Annotated in this window: 16 protein-coding genes; 11 read left to right on the top strand and 5 right to left on the bottom strand. The window is 59.6% G+C overall.

Translation table 11 applies throughout. The features are described from left to right. The first annotated feature begins 122 nt into the window (after positions 1–122). Positions 123–1,847 (top strand): SulP family inorganic anion transporter, encoded by a 1,725-nt coding sequence (locus J2X66_RS21535; RefSeq protein ID WP_310268208.1) that lies wholly within the window; start codon positions 123–125, stop codon positions 1,845–1,847. Between the two features lie 141 nt (positions 1,848–1,988). Beyond that, on the top strand, positions 1,989–2,807 hold the full coding sequence (gene ppk2, locus J2X66_RS21530) for a polyphosphate kinase 2 (protein ID WP_310268206.1): 819 nt from the start codon (positions 1,989–1,991) through the stop codon (positions 2,805–2,807). Positions 2,808–2,830: 23 nt separating this feature from the next. Here ppk2 and J2X66_RS21525 read toward each other — a convergent pair whose 3' ends face one another. Beyond that, positions 2,831–3,172 (bottom strand): potassium channel family protein, encoded by a 342-nt coding sequence (locus J2X66_RS21525; protein ID WP_310268203.1) that lies wholly within the window; start codon positions 3,170–3,172, stop codon positions 2,831–2,833. A gap of 95 nt (positions 3,173–3,267) precedes the next feature. Here J2X66_RS21525 and potE point away from each other — a divergent pair, with 95 nt between their 5' ends. Genes potE through J2X66_RS21510 form a run of 3 tightly spaced genes read left to right on the top strand, consistent with a single transcriptional unit; the run spans position 3,268 to position 5,768 of the window. Then, entirely contained in the window at positions 3,268–4,608 is a 1,341-nt protein-coding gene (potE, locus tag J2X66_RS21520) for a putrescine-ornithine antiporter (RefSeq protein ID WP_310268200.1), read from the top strand. 46 nt (positions 4,609–4,654) lie between these two features. Further along, on the top strand, positions 4,655–5,548 hold the full coding sequence (locus J2X66_RS21515; protein ID WP_310268197.1) for an amino acid ABC transporter substrate-binding protein: 894 nt from the start codon (positions 4,655–4,657) through the stop codon (positions 5,546–5,548). A 31-nt stretch (positions 5,549–5,579) separates the two neighbouring features. Continuing rightward, positions 5,580–5,768: a hypothetical protein gene (locus tag J2X66_RS21510; RefSeq protein ID WP_310268194.1), complete on the top strand. Its 189-nt coding sequence runs from the start codon at positions 5,580–5,582 to the stop codon at positions 5,766–5,768. 7 nt (positions 5,769–5,775) lie between these two features. On the opposite strand, the gene J2X66_RS21505 is transcribed toward J2X66_RS21510, so the two are convergent. From J2X66_RS21505 to J2X66_RS21495, 3 genes are all read right to left on the bottom strand, one after another. Next, complete coding sequence (locus tag J2X66_RS21505; RefSeq protein WP_310268191.1) at positions 5,776–7,386, bottom strand: mechanosensitive ion channel domain-containing protein; 1,611 nt, start codon at positions 7,384–7,386, stop codon at positions 5,776–5,778. 180 nt (positions 7,387–7,566) lie between these two features. Continuing rightward, positions 7,567–7,764: a YbdD/YjiX family protein gene (locus tag J2X66_RS21500; protein WP_007949127.1), complete on the bottom strand. Its 198-nt coding sequence runs from the start codon at positions 7,762–7,764 to the stop codon at positions 7,567–7,569. A 15-nt stretch (positions 7,765–7,779) separates the two neighbouring features. Next, on the bottom strand, positions 7,780–9,837 hold the full coding sequence (locus J2X66_RS21495) for a carbon starvation CstA family protein (RefSeq protein ID WP_310268187.1): 2,058 nt from the start codon (positions 9,835–9,837) through the stop codon (positions 7,780–7,782). Positions 9,838–10,197: 360 nt separating this feature from the next. Here J2X66_RS21495 and J2X66_RS21490 point away from each other — a divergent pair, with 360 nt between their 5' ends. The 5 genes from J2X66_RS21490 (at position 10,198) to J2X66_RS21470 (ending at position 16,004) form a co-directional block, all read left to right on the top strand. Then, positions 10,198–11,565 (top strand): cache domain-containing protein, encoded by a 1,368-nt coding sequence (locus J2X66_RS21490; RefSeq protein ID WP_027923098.1) that lies wholly within the window; start codon positions 10,198–10,200, stop codon positions 11,563–11,565. A 32-nt stretch (positions 11,566–11,597) separates the two neighbouring features. Further along, positions 11,598–12,230, top strand: coding sequence for a response regulator transcription factor (locus J2X66_RS21485; protein WP_310268184.1), 633 nt, complete (start codon positions 11,598–11,600; stop codon positions 12,228–12,230). A 79-nt stretch (positions 12,231–12,309) separates the two neighbouring features. After that, positions 12,310–13,866 carry a TolC family protein gene (locus J2X66_RS21480; protein ID WP_310268182.1) on the top strand — a complete coding sequence of 519 codons (1,557 nt, stop codon included), beginning with the start codon at positions 12,310–12,312 and terminating at the stop codon, positions 13,864–13,866. After that, a complete protein-coding gene (locus J2X66_RS21475; RefSeq protein WP_310268179.1) occupies positions 13,859–14,986 on the top strand; it encodes an HlyD family secretion protein in 1,128 nt (375 codons plus the stop codon). The genes J2X66_RS21480 and J2X66_RS21475 overlap by 8 nt, the downstream gene beginning before the upstream one ends. Further along, entirely contained in the window at positions 14,976–16,004 is a 1,029-nt protein-coding gene (locus J2X66_RS21470) for a DUF2955 domain-containing protein (protein WP_310268177.1), read from the top strand. The genes J2X66_RS21475 and J2X66_RS21470 overlap by 11 nt, the downstream gene beginning before the upstream one ends. On the opposite strand, the gene J2X66_RS21465 is transcribed toward J2X66_RS21470, so the two are convergent. Next, a complete protein-coding gene (locus J2X66_RS21465) occupies positions 15,989–16,444 on the bottom strand; it encodes a YMGG-like glycine zipper-containing protein (RefSeq protein ID WP_027923093.1) in 456 nt (151 codons plus the stop codon). The genes J2X66_RS21470 and J2X66_RS21465 overlap by 16 nt on opposite strands. A gap of 197 nt (positions 16,445–16,641) precedes the next feature. Between J2X66_RS21465 and J2X66_RS21460 the strand changes: the two genes are divergently transcribed. Next, complete coding sequence (locus J2X66_RS21460; RefSeq protein ID WP_310268172.1) at positions 16,642–19,032, top strand: DUF3772 domain-containing protein; 2,391 nt, start codon at positions 16,642–16,644, stop codon at positions 19,030–19,032. Positions 19,033–19,035: the final 3 nt, after the last annotated feature.

Below are 19,035 nucleotides of genomic sequence, written 5' to 3'. Positions count from 1 at the left end.
GCCCTCCTCGCCTGGTCCTCGATCAACTGCATTTTCTGTCACTGCACGCCGCCGTTCAGGCGCCGTGTGGGCGATGGGATAGGGATTTAACGCGGCATGAAAAGTTTGGGTTGGAGCACTCCATGAACCAACAACGTAGCGATCAGGAAGATCGGCTTTCAGGATTAACCCCCCGGCGAGTTGTGAGTGCACTGTTACCAGAGTGGCTTGGCGACTATCAAAAGGGCTGGTTCAAAGGCGATGCCATCGCGGGTCTGACCGCCGCGGCCGTGGTCATTCCAAAGGCACTGGCCTACGCCACCATTGCCGGCCTGCCGGTACAGATCGGCCTTTATACCGTGTTGGTGCCGATGGCGATCTATGCCGTGCTCGGCAGTTCACGCCCGCTCAGCGTCAGTACCACCACGACCCTTGCGATCCTGGTCGCCTCCGCACTGGGTCAGGTCAGCCCGTCCGGCGATACGGCGACCCTGATCGTCGCCTCCGCCACGCTGGCCTTGATGGTCGGCGCCCTATTGCTCCTGGCCGGGATACTGCGCCTCGGCTTCGTTGCCAACTTCATTTCAGAACCGGTGCTCGTGGGCTTCAAGGCCGGCATCGGGATTGTCATCGTGCTTGATCAACTGCCCAAGTTGCTGGGCATCCATATCGAAAAAGGTGGGTTTTTTCACAACGTCCTCGCCACTGTCGAAGGGTTGGGGCATGCCTCATTGCCGACCGTGGCCGTCGGTGTATTCATGGTGCTGATTCTGATCGGCATGAAGCACTTCACCCCCCGATTGCCAGCACCGCTGATTGCGGTTGCGCTCGGCATTGTCGGCATGAGTGTCCTGAATCTGGAGCAGTTGGGTGTGTCGGCCGTAGGCATCGTTCCAATCGGGTTGCCCGCGTTGACGATGCCCGACTGGTCGATCGTGTCGCAGCTCTGGCCATCGGCCCTGGGCATAGCGCTGATGAGCTTTACCGAAACCATCGCGGCGGGACGAGCTTTTGCCCGCAGTGATGAACCCGCGCTGCAGCCCAACCGTGAGTTGGTGGCGACAGGGTTCGCCAACATCGGCGGTGCATTACTTGGGGCCATGGCGGCCGGGGGTGGGACCACCCAAACCGCCGTCAACCGCTTGGCCGGTGCGCAATCACAACTGGCGGGGTTGATCACGGCCGGACTGGCACTGGGGACTTGTCTGCTGATCGCGCCGTTCATTGGCCTGATGCCCAATGCCACGCTCGCCGCCGTGGTGATCGTGTATTCGATTGGCCTGATCCAGCCTTCGGAATTTCGCGACATTCTTTCGGTGCGCCGCACAGAATTTATCTGGGCAATGGTGGCACTGGTGGGGGTCATGTTGCTCGGCACGCTGCAGGGGATCGTCGTCGCGATCATTGTCTCGCTGCTGGCACTGGCCTACCAGGTCTCTGACCCGCCCGTTCACATACTTGGGCGCAAACCCGGCACCAATGTGTATCGCCCGCCCTGCGCCGAGACTGACGACGAGCACTTCAAGGGGTTGCTGATGCTGCGCCCTGAAGGTCGCATTTTCTTCGCCAACGCCGAACGACTCGGTTCGAAAATCCGCTCGTTGATCGCGGCGGCTGCGCCACGCGTTGTGATTCTCGATCTGCGCAGTGTTTTCGACCTGGAGTACACCGCTTTGAAAATGCTCACGGCGGCGGAACAGCGTTTGCGAGAAAAAGGTATTTCGTTGTGGCTGGTGGGCATGAGTCCCAGTGTTTACGCGATGGTGATTCATGCTCCATTGGGCGTCGCATTGGGTGATACGCGGATGCTCCCCAATCTTGAGCAAGCGGTTGCGGCTTATCAGCGCCAACAAAGAGAGCAAGCGTGATTTCGCGCGCAGCCCTGAAGACTGATGATTTGCGTCATCTGCACGTCGGGAATTTGAACTACCCTTTAGTTCGCAAGCGGTACCGGGAATTCGCAACCGGCACACACTCTATTCAAGACCACCAGAGGTTGAAGTATCGCGATGAAAAAAACCAATCGTGAAATTGCCGATTCTGCGCAAAAAAAAGCCGACACGCTTAGCCGCAAAGACTACGAAAAACAGCTCAAGACCCTGCACGTCGAACTCGTCAAACTGCAGCAGTGGGTGGTCGCCACTGGGGCCAAGGTCGTGATTGTTTTCGAAGGCCGCGATGGCGCCGGCAAAGGTGGCACGATCAAGGCGTTGACCGAACGTGTCAGCCCACGGGTGTTTCGTGTGGTGGCCCTGCCAGCACCGTCCGAACGAGAAAAAAGCCAGATGTACCTGCAACGCTACATGCCGCACTTTCCGGCGGCCGGCGAAGTCGTGATCTTCGATCGCAGCTGGTACAACCGAGCGGGCGTCGAGCGGGTCATGGGGTTCTGCGACGAGAAGCAGGTAACAAGCTTTTTAACGCTGGCGCCGTTGTTCGAACGGCTTATGGTCAATTCCGGCGTGCTGTTGTTCAAGTACTGGCTGGAGGTCAGCCCTGAAGAGCAGGCCCGGCGGCTCAAGGAACGCATCACCGACGGGCGCAAAATCTGGAAACTGTCACCGATGGACATCAAGTCCTACAACCGCTGGGACGACTACACGCGCGCCCGTGATGAGATGTTCGAAGCCACCGACACCGACTGGGCTCCCTGGAACGTCGCCCGTTCCGAGGACAAGAAATCCGTAAGGCTGAACGTGCTGACTCACTTGTTGGGGAACATCCCCTATAAAAAGGTCAAGCAAGAAAAAGTCAGCCTGCCGAAACGCAAGATCGGCAGCTACAAGGCCGCCAATTACCCGTTCAAATACATCGCTGAACCCTACTGAGGGTTCAGCGTTTTGCGACGGCCTCATTCCTCGGAATTGGTCGCTCGCGCGGTCTCTTCGATGGCGCGGATACTGACGGCGGCGAATATGGCCGTCATCAGAACGCCATTGAAACCCAGCAAAACTGCAAGGACACGTGAGAGGGGTGTTTTCGGTACCAGATCACCGTAACCGATGGTCAATCCGGTCACGAACCCGAAGTAGATACCGTCAAACGCCCCCCACCCTTCCAGGTAGGCGATGATCAGACCGAACAGCACGATCGTAAACAACAGAATTGAGAAAATCGGCCAGACAACACGAATGTAGAACCACACTGTCTTGTAAAACTCGCGACGGACGTACTTTGCATGAGATTGCGTCATGGCATGGGCTTCCTGAAGTTGAGTTTGGCGACATCTGAGAGCGTGGTGCAGCGACACCTGACAGCTTGGCACAAGTGCAGAGAAAGGAGTTTTCGATGGCCGACTCAAGTAAAAAAATGAGCCTTGTGGGGCTCACTACCCTGGTGATGGTCAACATGATGGGGTCGGGCATCATCATGTTGCCGACCAGCATGGCCCAGCTCGGGGCCATTTCATTGCTGTCATGGATTGTCACGGCGATTGGCTCCATGGCCATCGCCTACTGCTTTTCCCAATGTGGCATCTATTGTCAGCGCTCCGGCGGGTTATCCGCCTACACCGAAGAAGCGCATGGCAAGTCAGGGTTCTTCCTCTGTTCGTATCTGTACTTCCTGTCGCTGGCCATTGCCAACGTCGCGGTCGCTATCTCGGCCGTGGGGTACATGACCTCGTTCCTGCCCTGGCTGGGCACGGGCGCAATCCCGCTGTTCATCGGTACGGTCGGCCTGCTGTGGCTGACCACCGTCGCTAACTTCGGTGGCCCCGGCATCACCGGCAGGATCGGCGCGATTACCGTCTGGGGAGTGATCATCCCGGTGGCAGGCCTGAGCATCATTGGCTGGTTCTGGTTCAAACCGGAGATATTGGTGTCCGCCTGGAACCCGAATAACCTTTCCAACGCCGACGCGATCAGCAGTGCGATTCCATTGACCCTCTGGGCATTTCTGGGTATGGAATCAGCGGCGCAGGCCAGCGACGCCGTTGAAAACCCCAAGCGCACCGTCCCACTCGCCTGTCTGTTCGGCACACTGGGTGCGGCGGTGGTCTACGTGCTATCGACGACCGTTATCCAGGGCATCATTCCCAATGAGGAACTGGCCAACTCCTCGGCCCCTTTCGCGCTGGTCTACGCGCAAATGTTCAACCCCACGGTCGGCACCATCATCATGGCGCTGGCGGTGATGGCGTGTGTGGGCTCGCTTTTGGGATGGCAGTTCACCCTGGCTCAAACGGCGAAAATGACCGCTGACCAAGGGATGTTTCCGAAACTGTTCAGCAAGCTCAACAGGCACAACGCGCCCCTCCTGGGCATGCTGGTCTGTGGTGTGTTGCAGACGCTGATGGCCCTGTCGACCATTTCGCCCAATGCCGCCGCTCAGTTCGGCAAACTGGTCAATCTTGCCGCCGTGACCAACCTGATCCCCTACGTGACGGCGCTGACCGGGCTGCTGGTCATGATGTACAAGGCGCGGGTTTCGTCAGCCGTTTATCTGCGCAATACCCCCGTGTTGCTGATCGCACTCGCCTATTCATTGTATGCCCTGCACTCGTGCGGCAAGGACGCGGTGTTCGGGGGCGCCCTAGTGCTGGTGTTCGGCTACCCGCTGTATGGCTGGCTCGCCAAGCGCTTTGCCGTTGTGTCTCCCATCGACCCCGCAAGGGTCGACACCCCTTAGGTCTGGTTTGTGGACGGAACTGACATCTGAACTCGGGGAATGGGACATGAATGCACAACGAAGCAAAACCATCGCACTGCTTTTTGCCTGCCTGCCGCTGCTGGCCAGTGCCAACACCCTTGAACGGGTGCGTTCAAGCAATACGCTGAACCTCGGCTACCTGCCGGACCTCGCACCCTTTAGCTTCAACGTGGGCGACAAGGTCCAGGGTTATGCCATCGGTCTTTGCGACAAAATCGCCGACAAGATCAAGGCCGAACTGGGTTTGCCCGAACTACAGGTCAGTTATCAGCCTGTCACCATCGCTGATGGAATCAGTGCGGTCAGCTCGGGCAAGGTCGACCTTCTTTGCACACCGACACCGCCCACCCTTGAGCGACGAAAATCGGTAAGCTACTCGGTGCCCATTTACACTGCAGGCCTCTCGGCGGTGGTGCGCCAGGATGCCCCGGCGACGCTGCTGGACGTGCTCAATGGCAAAGTGGCCCACACCGGACCGACCTGGCGTGCCACCGTCAACCATGGTCTCTCCAACCAGACTTATGTCACCACGGCAGGAGGCGTGAGCGAGGCGTGGATTCGTCAGCAGATGCGCTTGCTGGGTGTGGTTGCCACACTGATCACGGTCAACACGACCGCCGACGGACTGGAACTGGTCGCCAAAGGCAAAGCCGATGCCATGTTCAGCGAACGGATGATGCTCAGGAACCTCCTCGACAGCCGTTACCCGACCGGCAACCTGGTCCTGCTGGAGCGTATTTTCGAGTACGCCCCAACGGCCATGGCGGTACCGCGTGACGATGAAGATTTCCGCTTGCTGGTCGACACCACACTGAGTGAAATGTACCGTTCCGGCGAGATTGAACAGGCGTACGATAAGTACCTGGAAGGCGCCAGCGACACGACCAAAAAGCTGTTCAAGGTCTATGCGCTGCCTTAATCAAGCGGTGTGAGGGTTCTGGAGAATTCCCGTGATCAAGCACTTCATCCCCCCTGTCATGGTCGCCGTGCTCATCGCGATCAGTGGTTCGTCGTGCCATGACTATGACAAGGACAACAACGAAAACGCCGTGCAACATCCGCCGTTTACCGACGGCAATGGCAAGTACATTCCGCAGCAGCAACTTCAACCTTCGACGATGCCTCGGCAGAGAATGTGAATAGCGTTCAACTGTCCTTCGGTTCTTGCGCGGGTGCCGTATACCATTTGTCCCGGGGCACCCACTTCTCTGCCTGTGGATCACCCAAATAATGCGGCGACATGATTTGCACGCCGTACTCATTGAACACATCCTGAATATTGGCGTGCAGCAAGCTCAGCAACTCCGCACGCGGTTGAGGCAGGGCGGGAATCGCTTGGGCCACCAGTCGGTACTCGGGATAGAAGTCTGACAACGCGGTTTGAAACACTTGCGGGGCCGGGTCTCCAAGGATGCCTTGAGTTCGTTTGGCGGCTTCCAGCAACATCGCTTCCACCTGCCGCCACGGCGTGTCGTAGCCAATGGTCACGACCGTGTCGACCACGTAACCGGCGCCCTTCACGGTGCGCGAGTAATTCTTGGTCACCGTGTTGGTAATCATGGAGTTAGGCAGGGTCAACACTTCACCCAAACCAGTGCGAATGCGCGTGGTGAATATACCCAACTCGGTCACCGTGCCTTCATATTCGCCAATGCGCACAAACTCGCCGGGACGCAATGTTCGGGTATACGTCAGGATCAACCCCGCCGCCGCCTGCCCCACCACGCTGGACGCGCCGAGCGAAATCATTAAACCGATCAGCACCGACAACCCTTTAAATGCATCGGTGCCGGCGCCCGGCAGGTACGGATAGGCCATGGCCAGGGCAAACAACCACACCGCCAGGGACACCAGGCGCTGGGTCGGTTGCAGGGTTTCATGGTTAAGCCAACTGAAGGTGCCGGGGGTCGCCATGCGCCGAAGCACCCGACGCATGAAGGCGGTAACGCCTCGGGCGATGAAATAAATCGCCACCGCCACGCCCAGTCCGGGAATGGCGCCGAGGATGCCTTGCAGCAAATAGTCGCCGAGCTCCAACAGGTAGGCGTTAAGGCTTTCTCCCCATGGCCGGGTGTAGGGAAAACGCGAAAGGACAAACCCCAGCCACTCATAGGTCAGCAACACCACCACAGCCCAGCGCAGCCACTCAAACGCACGGCTGACCAACGGATAGAGGTAACTGACGTCGAAAAGCTGTGTGCGCCCGACCTTCAGTGCCTGGCTATGACGTTGCACCAATCCGGGAAGTTTCTTCAGCAGTTTGCGTCGCAGGTACGCCATGGCGTAGAGCAAGGCGATGTAAATACCGGTGGCGAGTGCCGCAGCGCTGACCGACCTGATGATCAACTGCACGCTGTGCGCTTCCAGGGTTTCAGACACCACCATACGCAGATTGCGCGCTGCCGCTTCTGCCGCCTGCTGCGCCGAATCGAATTCGCTGGCGTCGAAATCCTTGGCCGAAACGATAAACGCGCGCCGGCTGCCCAGCAGCACCATATAACTGTTCAGCACCGGATCGACGGTGACGTTCAGATCATCTGCCTCATCCAGCGCTTCGCCGATCACCGCTTTCGCGCGCTTGACCCGCGCCACCGGGGGTTCACCCAATATCGTTGCGCGAAACACCATGACGCTACGGTTGGCGACCTTCAATTCAGCCGGTGGATCCACCCCATTGGGTGCATTTTCGGCCCACACCAATGCCGCCCCGCACATCCCCACAACGATCAATATCACCGCGAGCAACCTGCTCCGCATGCGTCAGTTCCTTACGTCACAGGATTAGGACAGGGTCTGTATCGCAGCGTAGTCGAGCGATGAGCGGTTGTCAGATTCCCGCCGTCGGTCCTTGGCAAGCGATTGGGTAGCGGACAGCGAGCAAAAAAAAACAGGAGCGCGGCAAGCCGGGCTCCTGTTTTCTTGTCTGGACTTAGTGCTTCAGCAGCACTTCGGCCCAGCCTTGCTGCCGTATCGAGCTTCCTGGCGCTCCCGGAAAAACACCTCGTAGCTCATCACCGGTTTGTCCGGGTGTTTGTTCTGCATGTGCTCGACGTAGGTGTCGTAGTCCGGCATGCCCACCATCAGGCGCGCGGCCTGACCGAGGTATTTACCGAGACGACTCAAGTCATTGAACATCAACACCCTCCTCCATCAAGCCTGTGGAATGGCCTGGAATGGCGCTTCTTTATCCGTGCGTTCCTTGGTGCCCCAGGCGGCGATGCCGACCTTGAGCGCAAAGAACAGAATGCTGAAGACCACGAACAGGAACAGCGCCGTCAGCGTCGCGTTGGTATACGCGTTGAAGATCACATGCTGCATCTGGTCAATGCTCTTGGCCGGGGCCAACACCTGACCGTTGGCCAGTGCATCGCTGTACTTCTTCGCCAGGGCGAGGAAACCGATGGCCGGGTTGGCGTCGAACAGCTTGATGAAACCTGCCGTCACGGTGCAGATCAGCAGCCAGACGGCTGGCAGCATGGTCACCCAGATGTAGCGCTGGCGCTTCATTTTGATCAGCACAACGGTTGCCAACATCAGCGCGATACCGGCCAGCATCTGGTTGGAGATACCAAACAGCGGCCACAAGGTGTTGATCCCCCCCAGAGGATCGATCACGCCTTGGTACAGCAAGTAACCCCACATCGCCACGCAACCGGCGGTGGCGATCAGGTTGGCCGGCCAGGAATCGGTGCGTTTGAGCGCTGGTACGAAAGAGCCCAGCAAATCCTGGAGCATAAAGCGACCGGCACGGGTACCGGCATCGACCGCCGTCAGGATGAACAGCGCTTCAAACAGAATCGCGAAGTGGTACCAGAACGCCATGGTGTTTTCACCCGGCAGGACGTGGTGCAGGATCTGCGCGATACCGACCGCCAGGGTCGGCGCACCGCCGGCACGGGCCAGGATAGTGGTTTCACCGATGTCATGCGCCACCGCTTGCAGGGCTTCCGGGGTAATCGCAAAGCCCCAGCTGCTGACGGTTTGAGCGACAGAGGCAACATCCGCGCCGACCAACGCCGCAGGGCTGTTCATCGCAAAGTACACACCTGGCTCGATGACCGAGGCGGCAACCATGGCCATGATGGCGACGAACGATTCCATCAACATGCCGCCGTAACCGATGTAACGGGCATGACCTTCACTGGCCAGCAGTTTCGGCGTGGTGCCGGACGCGATCAGCGCGTGGAAACCCGAGACCGCGCCACAGGCGATGGTGATGAACAGGAACGGGAACAGACCGCCCTTCCACACCGGGCCGGTGCCGTCGATGAACTGGGTCAGCGCGGGCATTTTCAGCTCGGGCATGGTGATCAGAATGCCGATCGCCAGCGCCACGATGGTGCCGATTTTCAGGAAGGTCGACAGGTAGTCACGGGGTGCCAGGATCAGCCACACCGGCAACACCGCGGCAACAAAACCGTAGCCGATCAACATCCAGGTGATCTGAATGCCAGTGAACGTAAAGGCCTTGGCCCACACCGGATCAGCAGCAATCTGCCCACCGAGCCAGATCGAGCCGAGCAATAACGCCACGCCCACCACGGAGATTTCGCCAATGCGGCCCGGGCGGATGTAGCGCATGTAAATGCCCATGAACATCGCAATCGGGATGGTCGCCATCACCGTGAAAATGCCCCAAGGGCTCTCGGCCAGCGCTTTCACCACGATCAGCGCCAGCACCGCGAGGATGATGATCATGATCAGGAAGCAGCCAAACAGCGCAATGGTGCCAGGGATGCGACCCATTTCTTCACGAACCATGTCGCCGAGCGAACGACCGTTGCGGCGAGTGGACATGAACAGGACCATGAAGTCCTGAACCGCACCGGCCAGCACCACGCCGGCGATCAGCCACAGCGTGCCGGGCAGGTAGCCCATTTGCGCCGCCAGTACCGGGCCGACCAAGGGACCCGCGCCGGCAATGGCCGCGAAGTGGTGACCGAACAGTACGTGTTTATTGGTCGGCACGTAGTCCAGGCCATCGTTATTGATGACCGCGGGTGTGGCACGATTGGGGTCCAGTTGCATCACCTTGGTGGCGATGAACAGGCTGTAGTAGCGATAGGCAACGAGGTAAATAGCGACAGCTGCGACGACGATCCAGAGGGCGTTGATCGCTTCGCCGCGGCGCAGGGCCACGACACTTAGCGCAAACGCTCCCAGAACAGCCACGGCAAACCAGGCGAGGTGTTTAGCCAGACGGGGCATAGCGTGTCTCCTGCCGACAGCCAGTGACTGCGGCGGTAATTTTTATAATTGTGTCCGCAGTGCGGAGCTGGCCCAATATCCCCGCATGCCGTCTACAAATAAATCCGCGTTACTACGTACGCGACGTCTACGTAGTTCTACGTAGACGCCACTGATCCCCTGTAGGAGTGAGCCTGCTCGCGATAGCTATCTACCGGCCAATATCAATGTCGTCTGATACACCGCCATCGCGAGCAGGCTCACTCCTACAGGGGGTTTGTATTTCAACCGGCGCATTCCGTCCAGCAGCGCTACTGGATGAATGTCGCTTTGGCCTATGATGCCGGCCTTCGCCCTTCTTCGGTCCGGTCAGGAGCCAAGATGCAGCTCAAACACAAAATCGTCGCGCTCGGAATTCTGCCGCTGGTATTGGCCATTGCGGTGATTTGTGCGCTGGTGATTTCCCTGAACCGCCAACTCGGCGATCAACAGGCCCAGCTGATTGAAGACAGCATCCTGGCCAGCAAGCGTGCCGAGCTTAAAAACTACGTGGAAATGGCGCAAAGCCTGATCGCGCCGCTGTACGACGACGGCCACGGTGACGCACACGCCCAGCAGCAAGTCCTGGAAGAACTGCGCAAGCTCAGCTTCGGCATCAACGGCTACTTCTTCGTCTACGACCGTGAAGGTCGCAGCCTGATGCACGCGCGCCAGACCGAACTGGTGGGCAAATACCTGTGGGACATGAAAGACCCGCACGGCTTGCCGGTGATTCAGGCGCTGCTCAAAAGTGCGCAATCGGGCGAAGGCTTTCAGCGTTATGCCTGGAACAAACCCTCCTCCGGTCAGGTCACCGACAAACTCGCCTACGTCGTGATGCTGGACCGTTGGGGCTGGATGCTCGGCACCGGCATTTACCTGGAGGACGTCGAACGCGCCACGCAGCAGGCCCGTGACGAAGTGGCTCAGGGCATCCGCAAGACCATGCTGGCGATTGCCGTGGTGGCGTTGGTGGCGGTGCTGTTTGTATTCGCCAGCGGCATGACACTGAACGTCAGCGAGCATCGTCTGGCGGATAAAAAATTGCAGCGCCTGACCCAACGTATCGTCAGCCTCCAGGAAGAAGAGCGATCACGGGTCTCCCGCGAGTTGCACGACGGCATCAGCCAGTTGCTGGTGTCGATCAAGTTTCGCTTCGAACTGGCCAGCCATCTGCTGGAAAACGAACAGGGACATGACAAGGGCTTGAGCACGCTGAAGGATGCCACCGAGCGCCTGGGCGAAGCCATTGGTGAGGTTCGCAGCCTCTCCCATGACCTGCGTTCTTCCCTGCTCGACACCTTGGGCTTGCCGGCCGCCATCGGCCAACTGGCCGCGGAGTTCGAGCAACGCAGCGGTCTCAAAGTGACGTATGACGACAACGAATTCGACTGTCACCTGGTCGACGGCGCGGCCGTCGCGCTGTTCCGGATCGTGCAAGAAGGCCTGACCAATATCGAACGCCACGCCCAGGCCAAGAACGTTTCCATTACCCTGCACGGCGCCGAAGAATCGGTACGCCTGAGCGTGGTGGATGACGGAATCGGTTTCAATGTCGCTCAGGTCGAGCGTCGCCACGCGGGCATCGGCTTGCGTAACATCCGTGAACGGGTCGAGCACTTTGGCGGACGCTTCGAACTGATATCGATCCCCGGCAGGAGTGAACTGGACGTGCAGCTGCCGATGAAAGTACCCGCTACGAAACGCTGACTCGCCCCTTACAACAAGAGTGAATACCCGCGATGAACCTGCCCTACCCGATCCGCGTCGCCCTGGTCGACGATCATTCCCTGGTCCGTGACGGGATCAAAGCGTTGCTGGCGGTCATGGCACCCCTGGAAGTGGTGGGCGAAGCCGAAAGCGGTGCGCAGGCGATCGAGATGGTCGGGCGTTGCCAGCCAGACCTGTTGCTGGTCGACATCAGTTTGCGCGACATGAACGGCCTCGAACTGACACGCGTATTGCGCAGTCAGTACCCGACACTGAAAGTGCTGGTACTGAGCATGTACGACAATAACGAATACGTGAGCGAGTCCGTGCGTGCCGGTGCCAGCGGCTATGTGCTGAAGAATTCGCCATCACGGGAAATCATTGCGGCCATCGAAGCCATTGCCAGCGGCGGCACTTTCTACAGCGCCGAAATCGCCCAGCGCCTGATCGCCGATAAAAGCGCCGACAACGAGCTGACCCCACGCGAAAGCCAAGTGTTGTACAAAATGGCTCAAGGCCTGAACAACAAGGAAATGGCCCGCGAACTCGACATCAGTGTGCGCACGGTCGAAACCCATCGCTTGAGCATTCGCCGCAAACTCAACATCGACAAACCGGCGGCGCTGGTCAAATACGCGATCGATCACGGGATTATTTCGCGCTAGAAAAAAACTGCCGCCGGCCACTCGACAGTGCATACAGGCGTCTATGCTCCAGTGATCTTTCTTGGCTGGACACGGAACTATGCCTCCAAGTCGGTCCGCGCGGGTGCAACCGGGCTACCTCATCCTGTTGGGCGCGCTGACCCTGAGCGGCTGCATTCGGCTCGGTCCGGACTTCCAGCCGCCGGGTGAGGAATGGATCAAACATTGGGACACTCCGGCCCTTGAGCAATCCAGCCAGCGCGGGGCTGATCCGGACCTGCGCGAGTGGTGGCATGTCTTCAACGACCCGGTGCTCGATCAACTGATTGCGCAAGCGGATGCTTACAACTCCAGCCTTAAAATCGCCGGTCTGCGAGTCATGGAGTCACGCGCCCAACTGGGCATTGCGCAAAGCACGCTGTACCCGCAACTGCAGCAAGTCAGCGCTGACAGTTTGTATGTCAAACGTCACCAATACGGTGGCAACAATCCGCAGGACAATAATTTCTGGCAACACAGTGCCGGGTTTGACATCGGCTGGGAGCTCGATTTCTGGGGACGCTTCGCCCGCGCCATCGAATCCGCCGATGCCGCTTATTTTTCCGCCCAGGCCAACTACGAAGACGTGCTGGTCTTGCTGCGCGCCCAAGTTGCCGATAGCTATTATTTGTTGCGCACCACCGAAGCCCGGCTGCGCGTCGCCCGTGAAAACGCCAAGCAACAAAAGCGCAATTTCGAGATCACCGAAAAACTGTTCAAGAGCGGACAGGATGCCGAGCTCGATCTGCAACAGGCCAAAACCCAGTACCTCGGCACGTTGGCCAGTATTCCCAACCTACAGGACCAGTTGCAACGCACGCGTAACGCCCTGGCCGTGCTGATTGGGCAACCGCCAGGCGGGCTGCCGCAGGTGGTCGAGAATGACAGTCTGGTGCCGCTGGTCGATCGCGCCGTACTGCAAGACGTGCCCGCCAGTCTGCTGTTGCGTCGGCCTGACGTGCGCGCGGCCGAACTCAATGTCGCCGCCCAAGGGGCGCTGATCGGCGTGGCCGAAAGTGATTTCTATCCGTCGCTGACGTTGCTTGGCAGCATTGTCTGGTCGACGGACACGCTCCACGGCACGTCCAGCAGCCTGGACCTGGTCGGTGGCCCCAGTCTGCGCTGGAATGTGTTCGATTACGGGCAGATCACCAACAACGTGCGCGTGCAGGACGCGCGGTTGCAGCAGTTGATCGAAGCCTACCGCGACAAGGTTCGCCAGGCGGCGCGCGAGGCCGATGATGCGGCCAACGGCCTGATCCAGTCACTGGAAAGCGAGCGCATCCTGCGTGAAGCCGGAGGTGCCGCCAAGCGCTCGTTGACACTGGCCAGCGTGCAATTTCGCGAAGGCTACTCCGACTTCCAGCGGGTGCTCGACGCGCAACGGGCGCTGCTCGAACAGCAGGACAATTACCTGATTGCACGGGGCAATGCGGTGAGCAATGTCATCGCTCTGTACAAGGCCTTGGGCGGTGGTTGGTACTCCGCCCTGCCACGCGTCGACCCGGCCACGCGCCATTTGATGGAACAACGCACCGACTGGGGCGACATGCTGGACGAGCCCGCCGCCGATCTGCCCGCTTTCCCGCTACCTGCCAAGGAAAATAGCCATGAGTGACCCCGCGCAGCCCTCCCCCAACGCCGCCGAGCCCGTGGCGGCCGATCCGGCGAAAAAAGGCATCAAATGGGTATTGCTGCTGATCATCCTGAGCCTGGTCTGGTACCTGTTGGCCGACCGTTTCACGCCCTATACGCAACAGGCCCGGGTCGGTGCATTCGTCATTCCGGTGGCGTCTGAAGTCGCGGGCCGGGTGGTCCGGGTAAACGTTCACAACAATCAGATCGTCAAGGCCGGCGACGTGGTTTTCGAGGTGGATCCGGCACCCTACAAGATTGCCGTCGACCGCGCCCGCGCCGACCTTGAGACAACCCGTCGGCAATTGGGCGCCAGCACTGCGGGGATTGCCTCGGCGCAAGCCGCCTTGCGTGCGGCCCAGGCCAACGAAACCAAGGCCCGCCAGGAGAATCAGCGCCTGGAAGGGTTGTATCGTGAAGACCCGGGGACGATTTCCGTGCGCGTACTTGACGCGTCACGCACCAGCCGCGAAGCCGCAATCAGCCAAACGGCCGCCGCCCGCGCCGAGGTAGAGCGGGCTAAAGAAACGGAAGGTGGCGGTGAAGACGTCAACGCAAAACTGCGCAGCGCCGCCACGGCGCTGGAAAAAGCCGAACTGGACCTGTCCAACACGCAAACACGGGCACGCTCGGCGGGGTTGATCACGGACCTGCGCACTGACGTCGGGCAATTCGCCGCCGCCGGCAGCCCGGTGATGACCCTGATCACCATTCAGGACATCTGGATCACGGCCGACATGACCGAGAACAACCTCGGCCTGGTGCGTCCCGACACGCCGGTGTCCATCGTCCTCGATGCGCTGCCGGGTGAAGTCTTCGAGGGCCATGTCCGCAGCGTCGGTTATGGCATCAGCGTCGGCCAGCCAACCCCGCCCGGCACCCTGCCCGGCATACAAAACAGCCGGGACTGGCTGCGCCCGGCCCAACGCTTCCCGGTGATCATCGAGTTTTCCGAGCAGTCCATGAACGCACTGCTTGGCAGCGGGAACATTCGTGCCGGCGGGCAGGCGGAAGTCATGGCCTTCCCTTCACCGGACAATTGGCTCAACCCGCTTGGTCGCGCATTTTTAGGCGTGATGAGCTGGCTGTCCTATGCCTACTAAACGCACACCCCGGGAGCAACGCGCGCTGCGGTTGGCCAGCGGCGCGGCTCTGTGCCTGGCCATCAGTTTCGGTCTGGCGCTGCCGATCCCGTTTCTCGCCCCCGTGTTGTGCCTGCTGCTCCTGGCCTCGGTCAACCGCCCGCTGCCGTTCAAGGCGGCAATCGTGCTCGCCCTGGTGGCGATGCTCACCACCGGCATCGGCCTGCTCTTGATCCCGATCCTGCGTTACTACCCGTTGACCGGCGTGCTGCTGGTCACGGTCAGCCTGTTCCTGGTCTTTCGCTGGGGTCTCAGTGGCGGCAATAACCTGATCGTGACCTTGCTGGTGATGGGGCTGACGATGATCTCTTCGGCGGGTGTCGCCGAGTTCGACCTGGCGGCGATGGTCATCGCCGCGCTGGTCAAAGGTTTGTTACTGGCGGTGATGGTGATTGCGCTCAGTCACTGGATATTCCCGGAACCGGCCAATGCTCCCTCGCCACCCGCCGCCCCACCACCGCAGGGCGTAGAAGCCAGTCGGATTGCGTTGCGTGCAACCTTGATCGTCTTGCCGACATTCCTGCTGGCGATGATCGACCCAGCGGCCTACCTGCCGATCATCCTGAAGGCGGTCGGCCTGGGTCAGCAATGCTCAACCACCAGCGCGCGCAATGCCGGGCGTGAGCTGCTCGGCGCGACCTTGCTCGGCGGTTTGCTGGCCATCCTGTTCTGGTGTGCGCTGAGCCTGTTTGTGCACCTGTGGATGTTCTTCCTGTGGATGCTGCTGTTCGGCCTGATCCTGGCGCGCAAGCTATATGCATTGAGTCCGAGCCGGTATGGCCCGGGTTTGTGGCTCAACACCTTCATCACCCTGATCATCCTGCTGGGCCAGTCCGTGCAGGACAGCGCCTTGGGCAAAGACGTCTACACCGCCTTCGCCGTGCGCATGGGCCTGTTCATCGCCGTCACGCTGTACGCCTGCGTGATGGTTCGCTTGCTTGACCGCCCGGCACAGTCACCGGCTCAGGGATTGACCTGATACCCCTTGCCTTGCAGGCAACTGGTATAGGCCGTCTGGCTGTTGGCAGCGCTGGTTTTTTCATCCGCCCGGCGTTCCTGACGCTGGCGCGAACCACCCACCACGACACCGGCCGCCGCCGCCCCTTTAGCTTGATTCTGCCGGTATTCCTGCTTCACGTTGTCATTCGCGTTGTCGTAAAACTCGTCGTGCTGACGCCCGCGCGCATCGGCTGCAACGGCACCGGCGGCGGCCCCCACCGCGGCCCCCTTCACTCTTCCTCCGGAAGGAGAGGTGTCGGTCGAAGCCGTCTGACTGGCCGCAATGCTCTGGCATTCATTGATATCCAGTTGGGTCTGTTGTGAACTCTGGCCTTTGGTCGGCACAACGGTTTGCGCCCAGCCCTGGGCAGATGAAACCGACAACGCGAGGCACAGACTGATGGAAGACAACCTAGGCATGATGACCTCCTGCGCAGTTCCGAGCAGTCCGTTGACCGCCCTCCCGCGCTCGATTGAGCATCTAGAAGTGTAGATCAGCCATTAGCCGCCTCAGGGCCTTATGTCGATTGCGGCCCGTAAAGATGAAACTTTTCGATCGTTTTGGCCTGATGACCTAACCTCATAGGCTGAGTGACCAACAACAGAGCCGAACGCCTATGCGTCATGTATTGATGTCTGTGATTTTCGTCGCGCTCACCCTGCTGGTGCCCAGTGGCGCAGCGCTGCCTGCGGATGATCCCGCACCGTCTTCAATAATTGCGCCTGGCTCTTCGGCGGCGGTGGTGTCCACCAGTGAACTGCAAGGCCTGCAATTGCGCCTGGACCTGATCAAACAGCGGGTTTCACTGGCCAATAACGTCACCATGATGGTCGGCCTGCAAGACTCCGTTCAGTCGTTTATCAATGACGTGGACAACCTGCAATCGTCGCTGTTGCCCGAACAGAAACAGCTGCAAGCGCAACTTGATGTGCTGAGCGGTCCTGTTTCCCTGGGGGGCGAGGCTGTCGAGAAATCCGATATCACAGCGCAACGAGCCGTTCTTTCCGAGCAAAAGAAAAACGTCGATGCCAGCTTGAAAATCCTCGCCGCACTGAGAGCCAGCGCCGTCGACCTCCTTACACAAATCGCCAGCATCCGGCGCAGTCTTCTGGAAAGCGAAGTCACACTGCGCAGTGGCAGCATCCTGGGACGGGATTTTTGGGCTCCGTTAATTAACCCACTCCAGGAGGATCGCCTGCGGCTCATCAATTTCATTGAACAAGCCGGCAACACCCTCGCGGCGGCGTGGCAACCCGGCCAGCGTCTGTCGGCAGTCCTGCTGATGTTGCTGGCCCTGGTCATCTGGATCTGGGGCCGCAGATTGGCTGATCGCGGGCTGACCTGGATTTGCATCCATCGCCTGCCTGAAGGGCGTTTGCGGCGAAGTACGCTGGCCCTGGCGTCTGTCGTGGCCACGGTGTTGACCACCGCCTGTGCATTGCAACTGTTGTTTTACGCGCTCACGCGGGAACTGCCGTTGTCGCCGATGATCCAGAACTTCGCCGAGGAGTTCGAAAGGGTGGTCTATACCTGCGTGCTGATCACCGGGTTGAGCCGTGCGTTGTTGGCCAACCAGCACCCCTCCTGGCGGCTACCCGCTATCGACGATTCCGTCGCGGAGGCCATTAAGCCCTACCCCAGAATACTGGCCGCCACCCTCCTGGTGACGGTGTCGATAGCGCAAATCACCAATGTCTCCGGCATGAGCGGCGGCGCCGTGCTGTTGGGACGAGGCCTGATCGCACTGGTGGTCGCGATTATCTTCGCGTTGCTGTTCCGCCGCGCGAGTCACGCCCGAAGAGTTCTGGTTGCCGCCGGCGACAGCATTGAAGCGGGCACTGCCCTGGCCGGCCTGATTTACACCTGCACGATCATTGCGCTGGTCATCTCGTTCTTCGCCTTGCTGATCGGCTATGTCTCCCTGGCAAGGTTCATCACGTACGAACTGGTCTGGGGTTTTATCGTCCTCTCGGGCTTTTACATGCTGGTCCAGTTGCTCAAGGACAGTTGCGAATACCTGTTCTCTCCCAAGAGCCCGAGCGGCAAGGCGATCAAACAGTTGCTGGGGATGGGCGATGTGCGCCTTGAGCAAGCCCAGATCATTTTGTCCGGTGCCGGTCGTGCGACGTTAATACTGTTGGCGGTCATTTCGCTGTTTGTCGGCGGCGTAGGCACCACGTTCGGACAATTGGTAACCCAGGCGCTGTCGATTCTCGGCGGTGACGGTTTGCGCAAACTGAACATCATTCCAGGCCATTTACTCAACGCCATCCTGGCCCTGTTTATCGGTGTCTACCTGATTCGAGCCCTGTGCCGCTGGCTCGATGACGAATTTCTGCCGAAAACCGATATGGACCCCGGCATGTGTGCCTCGCTGAGTACCCTGTTCGCCAACATCGGCTACGCCCTGGTGATTCTGCTGACGCTGTCATCACTGGGCATCAAGTGGACCAACCTCGCGTGGATTGTCAGCGCCCTGTCGGTGGGTATCGGTTTCGGCTTGCAGGAAATCGTCAAGAACTTCGTCTCTGGCTTGATCCTGCTGACCGAGCGTCCGGTCAAGGTCGGCGACCTGATCAGCATCAGCGGCGTCGAAGGTGATATCCGCCGCATCAATGTCCGGGCCACGGAAATCCAGCTCAGCGACCGCTCGATTGTGATCGTGCCCAACTCCCAACTGATCTCGCAAAACCTGCGCAACGTGACGCTGGGCGGCAGTGCCCAAGGCGTGGCGAGCCTTGAGTTGATGTTCCCGCTGAACATCGACCCGGAGCAGGTGAAAAACCTGCTGTATGACACCTACCAGGAGAACGAGAACATCCTCGATAAACCGGCGACGTTTGTGCGCTTCAGCAAACTCAGCCCCGACGGCATCACCTTGACCATCACCGGTTACGTCAGCAGCCCGAGAATCGTCGGCATCACCAAAAGCGACCTGTTGTTCGAGATTTTGAAGCGCCTGGGCGCGGCGGGGATTGAACTGGCCAAACCGGCGACAACGGACTGAAGG

It is taken from the genome of Pseudomonas sp. 3296 (assembly GCF_031456615.1).
Taxonomy (GTDB): domain Bacteria; phylum Pseudomonadota; class Gammaproteobacteria; order Pseudomonadales; family Pseudomonadaceae; genus Aquipseudomonas; species Aquipseudomonas mucoides.
Note: the sequence above shows the minus strand (reverse complement) of the source record. Positions and strands in the feature narration are given on the sequence as shown.

What these genes read in the sequence shown, in the direction of transcription:
- J2X66_RS21535 (WP_310268208.1), top strand. Translation starts at nt 123, where the DNA reads ATGAACCAACAACGTAGCGATCAGGAAGATCGGCTTTCAGGATTAACC.
- ppk2 (WP_310268206.1), top strand. Translation starts at nt 1,989, where the DNA reads ATGAAAAAAACCAATCGTGAAATTGCCGATTCTGCGCAAAAAAAAGCC.
- J2X66_RS21525 (WP_310268203.1), bottom strand. Translation starts at nt 3,172, where the DNA reads ATGACGCAATCTCATGCAAAGTACGTCCGTCGCGAGTTTTACAAGACA.
- potE (WP_310268200.1), top strand. Translation starts at nt 3,268, where the DNA reads ATGGCCGACTCAAGTAAAAAAATGAGCCTTGTGGGGCTCACTACCCTG.
- J2X66_RS21515 (WP_310268197.1), top strand. Translation starts at nt 4,655, where the DNA reads ATGAATGCACAACGAAGCAAAACCATCGCACTGCTTTTTGCCTGCCTG.
- J2X66_RS21505 (WP_310268191.1), bottom strand. Translation starts at nt 7,386, where the DNA reads ATGCGGAGCAGGTTGCTCGCGGTGATATTGATCGTTGTGGGGATGTGC.
- J2X66_RS21500 (WP_007949127.1), bottom strand. Translation starts at nt 7,764, where the DNA reads ATGTTCAATGACTTGAGTCGTCTCGGTAAATACCTCGGTCAGGCCGCG.
- J2X66_RS21495 (WP_310268187.1), bottom strand. Translation starts at nt 9,837, where the DNA reads ATGCCCCGTCTGGCTAAACACCTCGCCTGGTTTGCCGTGGCTGTTCTG.
- J2X66_RS21490 (WP_027923098.1), top strand. Translation starts at nt 10,198, where the DNA reads ATGCAGCTCAAACACAAAATCGTCGCGCTCGGAATTCTGCCGCTGGTA.
- J2X66_RS21485 (WP_310268184.1), top strand. Translation starts at nt 11,598, where the DNA reads ATGAACCTGCCCTACCCGATCCGCGTCGCCCTGGTCGACGATCATTCC.
- J2X66_RS21480 (WP_310268182.1), top strand. Translation starts at nt 12,310, where the DNA reads ATGCCTCCAAGTCGGTCCGCGCGGGTGCAACCGGGCTACCTCATCCTG.
- J2X66_RS21475 (WP_310268179.1), top strand. Translation starts at nt 13,859, where the DNA reads ATGAGTGACCCCGCGCAGCCCTCCCCCAACGCCGCCGAGCCCGTGGCG.
- J2X66_RS21470 (WP_310268177.1), top strand. Translation starts at nt 14,976, where the DNA reads ATGCCTACTAAACGCACACCCCGGGAGCAACGCGCGCTGCGGTTGGCC.
- J2X66_RS21465 (WP_027923093.1), bottom strand. Translation starts at nt 16,444, where the DNA reads ATGCCTAGGTTGTCTTCCATCAGTCTGTGCCTCGCGTTGTCGGTTTCA.
- J2X66_RS21460 (WP_310268172.1), top strand. Translation starts at nt 16,642, where the DNA reads ATGCGTCATGTATTGATGTCTGTGATTTTCGTCGCGCTCACCCTGCTG.